Annotated in this window: 6 protein-coding genes; all 6 read right to left on the bottom strand. The window is 36.6% G+C overall.

Annotated features, from left to right (window positions below; genetic code table 11):
* Positions 1-147: 147 nt before the first annotated feature.
* On the bottom strand, positions 148-1,269 hold the full coding sequence (gene rpoD, locus V7183_RS08615; protein WP_097896934.1) for an RNA polymerase sigma factor RpoD: 1,122 nt from the start codon (positions 1,267-1,269) through the stop codon (positions 148-150).
* 59 nt (positions 1,270-1,328) lie between these two features.
* Positions 1,329-3,125: a DNA primase gene (gene dnaG, locus V7183_RS08610; RefSeq protein WP_335359212.1), complete on the bottom strand. Its 1,797-nt coding sequence runs from the start codon at positions 3,123-3,125 to the stop codon at positions 1,329-1,331.
* Between the two features lie 38 nt (positions 3,126-3,163).
* Positions 3,164-3,622, bottom strand: a complete 459-nt coding sequence (locus V7183_RS08605; RefSeq protein WP_335359211.1) for a YaiI/YqxD family protein — start codon at positions 3,620-3,622, stop codon at positions 3,164-3,166.
* A gap of 356 nt (positions 3,623-3,978) precedes the next feature.
* On the bottom strand, positions 3,979-4,791 hold the full coding sequence (locus V7183_RS08600) for a pyruvate, water dikinase regulatory protein (RefSeq protein WP_335359210.1): 813 nt from the start codon (positions 4,789-4,791) through the stop codon (positions 3,979-3,981).
* Between the two features lie 29 nt (positions 4,792-4,820).
* Positions 4,821-5,453 carry a helix-turn-helix transcriptional regulator gene (locus V7183_RS08595; RefSeq protein ID WP_097896938.1) on the bottom strand — a complete coding sequence of 211 codons (633 nt, stop codon included), beginning with the start codon at positions 5,451-5,453 and terminating at the stop codon, positions 4,821-4,823.
* Positions 5,454-5,560: 107 nt separating this feature from the next.
* On the bottom strand, positions 5,561-6,307 hold the full coding sequence (gene recO / locus V7183_RS08590) for a DNA repair protein RecO (protein WP_097896939.1): 747 nt from the start codon (positions 6,305-6,307) through the stop codon (positions 5,561-5,563).
* Positions 6,308-6,326: the final 19 nt, after the last annotated feature.

Below are 6,326 nucleotides of genomic sequence, written 5' to 3'. Positions count from 1 at the left end.
ATCTAAAAATGACCATTTGCAAATCAAAAGACAATTCTGTAAAATAAATTACAAGAATTGTAATTGTTACTGACAGCTAAATTTTAACAAAAATTAACAAAATAAAAAAGTTCACTTCACAAATGTGAAGTAAACTTTTAAAGAATCCTATTCTAAGAAATCTTTTAGACGTTTGCTACGGCTTGGATGTCTTAATTTACGAAGCGCTTTTGCTTCAATTTGACGAATACGCTCTCTCGTTACGCCGAATACTTTCCCAACTTCTTCAAGCGTACGAGTTCGTCCATCATCTAAACCAAAACGAAGACGCAGAACATTTTCTTCACGATCTGTTAGCGTATCTAACACATCTTCTAATTGTTCTTTTAGCAATTCATACGCTGCATGGTCCGCAGGTGACGTTGCTTCTTGGTCTTCAATGAAATCACCTAAATGCGAGTCATCCTCTTCACCAATTGGTGTTTCAAGAGAAACTGGCTCCTGGGCAATTTTCAGGATTTCGCGTACTTTTTCTGGAGCAAGATCCATTTCTTCACCAATCTCTTCTGGAGATGGTTCGCGACCTAAATCTTGTAACAATTGACGCTGTACACGGATTAATTTATTAATTGTTTCAACCATATGAACTGGAATACGAATTGTTCTTGCTTGGTCCGCAATAGCACGTGTGATTGCTTGACGAATCCACCAAGTTGCATACGTACTGAATTTAAAGCCTTTACGATAATCGAACTTTTCAACAGCTTTAATTAGACCCATATTCCCTTCTTGAATTAAGTCTAAGAAAAGCATGCCGCGACCTACGTATCGTTTCGCAATACTTACAACAAGACGTAAATTCGCTTCCGCAAGACGGCGTTTCGCTTCCTCATCGCCTTCTTCAATTCGTGTAGCAAGTCGAATTTCTTCTTCAGCAGATAGTAAGTCGACACGACCGATTTCTTTTAAATACATGCGAACAGGGTCATTGATTTTTACACCTGGTGGTACACTTAAATCATTTAAATCAAATTCTTCTTCAGTCTTTGTGATTTGATGATTATTTGGACCTTCATCATTGTCACCAACTAAGTCAATCCCTTGTTCACCTAAATATTCATAATATTCATCCATTTGGTCGGATTCAATTTCAAATCCACTCATGCGTTCTGCAATCTCTTCATATGTAAGAACGCCACGTTTTTTTCCGAGCTCAGTGAGTTGTTCTTTCACTTGCTCAAGGGTCATTTCAGTTTCAATTTGTTTAGAACGAGCTGGTTTATCAGCCATTTGTTCCCCTCCTTACGCGAGATACAAACATTCATTATAATAAAATTTTATACAAAAAGCTATCTTCTTGCTTTCTGATTTTGTAAATATGCTGCATAAAACTTAGCAGCTTCTAGCGGATCAGCTTTTTCCATTTGTTTTACTGTAAAAATGGTCTCCATCTTTTTCAGCTTTTCCTTATGGCGTCTTAACGCCTCTAGATTGCCTTGCAGTACTTCATCTGTGTATTCTGGATTAATAAACTCATCCGTTGAAATATTGGTGATAATATTTTTCAACCTCTCATCAGAGAGCCAACTTAAGAAATTTCCGACTGAAGGTTCATTTCCCTTTTCATAATATGCGTATAGTTCATATAAAATCCCTTTATGTTCTTCCGTATAAAAATCTTCTATATGAGGTTCAATACGCACTGCAACTTCTGGGCTTTGCAACATATGGTAAATGAGCTCTCTCTCTGCCCTTTCAAAACCTGATAATTTCGGTTTAGACTGAACAATTTGAGATGGCTTAGAAATTTGCTTCGTTTGTTTTTGCTGTATCTTTTGTTCTTTGCGATATTGGTGCAATTGACCTAAAAGTGTTTCCATTGAGTATGCAAATTCTTGTGATAATGATTTTAAATATGACTCCGCTTGCATCGCATCTTGCAATAATGCTAACTCTTTTAAAACACTTTTCACATATTCTTCTTTACCAGACTCATCTTGCAAATTTTTCCCTAAACGCAAATAATTTATTTTGAATCCGATAAAACTTATACTCGTTTTCACAAGATTTTCAAAAGCCGTTGTTCCATATTGTTGCACATATTCATCAGGATCGAGCTTATCTGGCAATGAAGTAACCTTAACTTGGCAACCAACTTGCGCTAACAATTGCCCCGCTTTCATCGTCGCTTCTCGTCCAGCTTTATCACCATCATAGCAAAGAACAACAGTTTCAACATTACGACGCAGAAGCTTCGCTTGCTCTTCTGTTAAAGCCGTTCCCATTGTTGCGACAGCTTCTTCAATGCCGCTTTTTACAGCAGCTAAAACATCAGCATAGCCTTCAAAAAGGACGACCTGCCCACGTTTTCTGATAAACGGCCTTGCTTGATGGAAGTTATACAGCAACTTACTTTTATGAAAAATAGGTGTTTCCGGGCTATTTAAATATTTTGGGGTATCATCCCCTAATGCCCTTCCACTAAATGCTGTTACCTTTCCTTGTAATGTATGAATCGGAAACATAACTCTTCCGCGGAAGCGGTCATAATGACTACCATCCTTTTCACTTCTTACAAGTAGACCTGCTTGCTCCATGGTCGATAGCGAAAACCCTCTTTTTTGTAATATTTTCGCCGCTGCATCCCAAGCTGGTGACGCGTAACCAATTTCAAACTTCTCAATCATTTCTTTTGTAATACCTCGATTTAATAAATAAGAAAGAGCTTCATTTCCCTCTTCTGTATTTACTAACAAATGATGGTAATACTTTGTCAGAAGTTCGTGAGCCTGCAACATAATGACACTGTCATCAGATATATTTTCTTGCTGTTCTTGCCCTGATGTATAATCTGCAACTGCAATGTTATTTCTTTCCCCAAGCTTTTGTACAGCCTCTGTGAAAGAAAGTCCTTCCATCTTCATGAGAAATGAAAAAACATTTCCACCTTCTCCACATCCAAAGCAATGAAAAATTTGCTTGTCTGATGAAACAGAAAATGAGGGAGAATTCTCACCATGAAATGGACAAAGCCCAAAATAATTGCGCCCTTGCTTTCTGAGCTGAACATACTCACCAATTACTTCTACAATATCAGATGATGTCCGAATCTGTTCAACAACTTCTTCGGGAATTCTATTCCCCATAACTCCATCTCCGTGTCGTATTTTGTATTCGATACAAATTAAAAGATTCCTTTATAATTCGACAATATTTTTTCTAAATTTATTAGAAAGCACTGTCGATCATGCTTTGAAAATGATTTTGGACCTTTCGTATAGGTCCCTTGTCTGCGTAACTTTGAAGATACATATCGACTATATAAAATTGTATCCATTTGCTCATCTGTCACAAACGTACCTCTCGGAGATAATACATATACTCCTTTTTTGACAAGAAGACCAGCAAGTCCCATATCCTGTGTGATCACGAGATCTGTAGCTTTCGCATGTTTATAAATATAAAAATCAACCTCATCTTGCTCAGAATCTACATAAACCCAATTTCCTTGCTGTTTTCTCGAACGATGGGCGTAGGATGCGACAAATAAAATTTCGACATGAAATTTTGTTCCAACTTGCACAACTTCATCCTTCACAGGACATGCATCTGCATCAACTAGAATCTTACTGATGTTTTGCATATTTCTGTATTCTACATCCCTTCTGTGAATCCTTCCATAATGTGCGTTTTCTTGTATAGATTTTTGTCGATTTTACGTAAATGTATATCTTTTTCCGTAAATCCTATCCCTAGTTTATTCTGAAAAATTAAAGTCTAAACGTAAAACATAGGTTTTTATCACAATTTTTTATTATAATATATTTTCTTTAACTTCGCTACATATCCTCTAAAAATTTCTTATGTTATCCATAGATAATCAAATTTACCCCTTCATGTGACTACAAAACCAGCGAAGCGCATCATTCTAAGTACGGGATTAAAAAAGCATTTACTTTACCACGAGCGAAAAAAGCACATTCACCTTTGGTAAATGTGCTAAAACATTTTTTGGCTTTGCACTGCATTCACAATAATATTCGCTGTTTCTTCAATTGCCTTATTGGATACATCAATGACCTGGCAGTTTATTTTGCTCACTACTTTCTCAAAGTGATCAATCTCTTCTTTAATACGATTGATGTTCGCATATGTTGCTCCATCACTTAGCCCAAGTGATTTCAACCGTTCTTTTCGAATGTGATTTAACTTATCCGGTGTAATTTTCAAACCGAAGCATTTTTCTTTTGCAACTTGATATAGTTCTTCAGGCGGATCCACTTCTGGTACAAGTGGTACGTTCGCAACTTTTAATCGTTTATTATGCGCTAAATATTGCGAAAGTGGTGTTTTCGATGTACGTGAGATCCCGATTAAAACAATATCAGCTTTCAAAATTCCACGCGCATCTCTACCGTCATCATATTTAACAGCAAACTCAATCGCTTCAATCTTTTTGAAGTATTCTTCATCTAGTCTTCGAACAACACCTGGCTCGTATCTTGGTATTTGTCCTGTAATCTCTTCAATTTGATCGATAAGAGGACCTATAATGTCATAAGCCTCTACACCCTCTTTTGCCGCTTCTGTTAACAAATATTGACGCATTTCAGGTTTTACTAATGTAAAACAAATAAGCGCTCGATTACTCTTTGCAATTGAAATAACTTCTTTTAATGTCCCTGTATCTTCTACATACGGTACACGTCTAATATCAGGAGCGAATGGAAATTGACCCATTGCAGCTCGAACAACTAAATCAGCCGTCTCTCCAACAGAGTCAGATACGACATATACGATTTTATTATCCATTACATTACCTCACTTTAAACAAATTACACTCATTCATTGTTTACTAAATTCACAAACGCATGCGTAATATTCGTTTTTGTAATTCGCCCGATTACTTCTAGTCCTTGTTTTGTTTCTTTTACAACCGGTACAGCATCAATCTGTCTTTCTATTAATTCCATTGCAATATCATATAGAGAATCTTCTCTACGACACATCGCAATGTTTGGCATTCTTGTCATGATAATATTAACCGGAAGAGACGTTAAGTCCTGCTTGCCTAAACTCGCACGTAATAAATCCTTACGAGAAACAACCCCAACTAAAAATGTAGTTTGATCTACAACAAATAAAGTACCAACATCCTCTAAAAACATGGTACAAATCGCATCATATACGGAAACATTTTTATCAATTACGACTGGTCTAGATTGATAATCTTGCACTTTAATTTTCTTAACAGCCTCTGATAATAACTGCCCACCAGTTTTCCCGGTATAAAAATAACCGACACGCGGACGAGCTTCCAAATAACCCGCCATCGTTAAAATCGCTAAGTCTGGTCTTAGTGTTGCACGTGTTAAATTTAATTGTGCAGCGATTGACTCCCCTGTAATAGGACCGTGATCTTTTACAATCTGAATGATATGTTCTTGCCGTTTATTCAGTTCTATGATAATCACCACCTTCAATACAAAACGAAAAAAGTTATACTATCTCTTAAATATTATATACTAAATATGCTGTTCAAAAAAGAAAGTATGTAAAAAGGACCTGTATATGGTCCTCGTTATATTTGAAACTTATCAAGTTGTTCAAGAAAACGTCTTGATTTCAAATAGATTCCACAATATTCATCATAATATGTATTTAATACTGTACGTATTTGTCGTTTTGTTCCATCCTTCACAGATACATTACCGAGCCGGTTTAAATCAAAATGATAGAAGAGACGTAATAATTTATGAACAGCCTCTCCCACCGGAATGCGATACGGGTCTTGTTCCGCATGACGCGAGCACAGAAAACCGCCTTCTCGAACAGAAAAGGCGACAAAGTCTGTTTCTTGGTGACAAATAGCACATGTATCAAAATATGGGTGCATCCCTAGTACCGGAAGCATTTTTGTTTGATAAATAAGTGATAACACTTCAGGGTCGACACCCTCACACATATAATGCAATGTTTGATATAACATTTCAAATAAATACGGATTATGTTTCTTATCTTCAGTTGCTTTATCAGTCAATTCAACGATAAATGATGCATAAGCAGTTAAAAATATATCTTCACGAATTTCTTTCATAGATGAAATCATTTCACCTTGTTGCAAAGTTCCAAGTCCAGATCCCATTTGAATTAGAAAGTGACCATGCGTCATCAGCTGCGAAATAGATGCTAACCTACTTTTTGGTTTTTTCGCCCCTCTTGCCATTGCACTTATCTTTCCAAGCTCACGAGAGAATATCGTAACAATTTTATTCGTTTCTCCGTAATCTGTCGTCCGGATGACAATGCCCTCAACTTTTTGAAACATGTTCGTCACCATCCAAGGT

Origin of the sequence: Bacillus sp. JJ1127, from assembly GCF_036965845.1 — a bacterium.
In the GTDB taxonomy this organism is placed as follows: domain Bacteria; phylum Bacillota; class Bacilli; order Bacillales; family Bacillaceae_G; genus Bacillus_A.
The sequence above is the reverse complement of the archived record's forward strand: the minus strand, read 5'-3'. Positions and strand labels throughout refer to the sequence as shown.

What these genes read in the sequence shown, in the direction of transcription:
- rpoD (WP_097896934.1), bottom strand. Translation starts at nt 1,269, where the DNA reads ATGGCTGATAAACCAGCTCGTTCTAAACAAATTGAAACTGAAATGACC.
- dnaG (WP_335359212.1), bottom strand. Translation starts at nt 3,125, where the DNA reads ATGGGGAATAGAATTCCCGAAGAAGTTGTTGAACAGATTCGGACATCA.
- V7183_RS08605 (WP_335359211.1), bottom strand. Translation starts at nt 3,622, where the DNA reads ATGCAAAACATCAGTAAGATTCTAGTTGATGCAGATGCATGTCCTGTG.
- V7183_RS08600 (WP_335359210.1), bottom strand. Translation starts at nt 4,791, where the DNA reads ATGGATAATAAAATCGTATATGTCGTATCTGACTCTGTTGGAGAGACG.
- recO (WP_097896939.1), bottom strand. Translation starts at nt 6,307, where the DNA reads ATGTTTCAAAAAGTTGAGGGCATTGTCATCCGGACGACAGATTACGGA.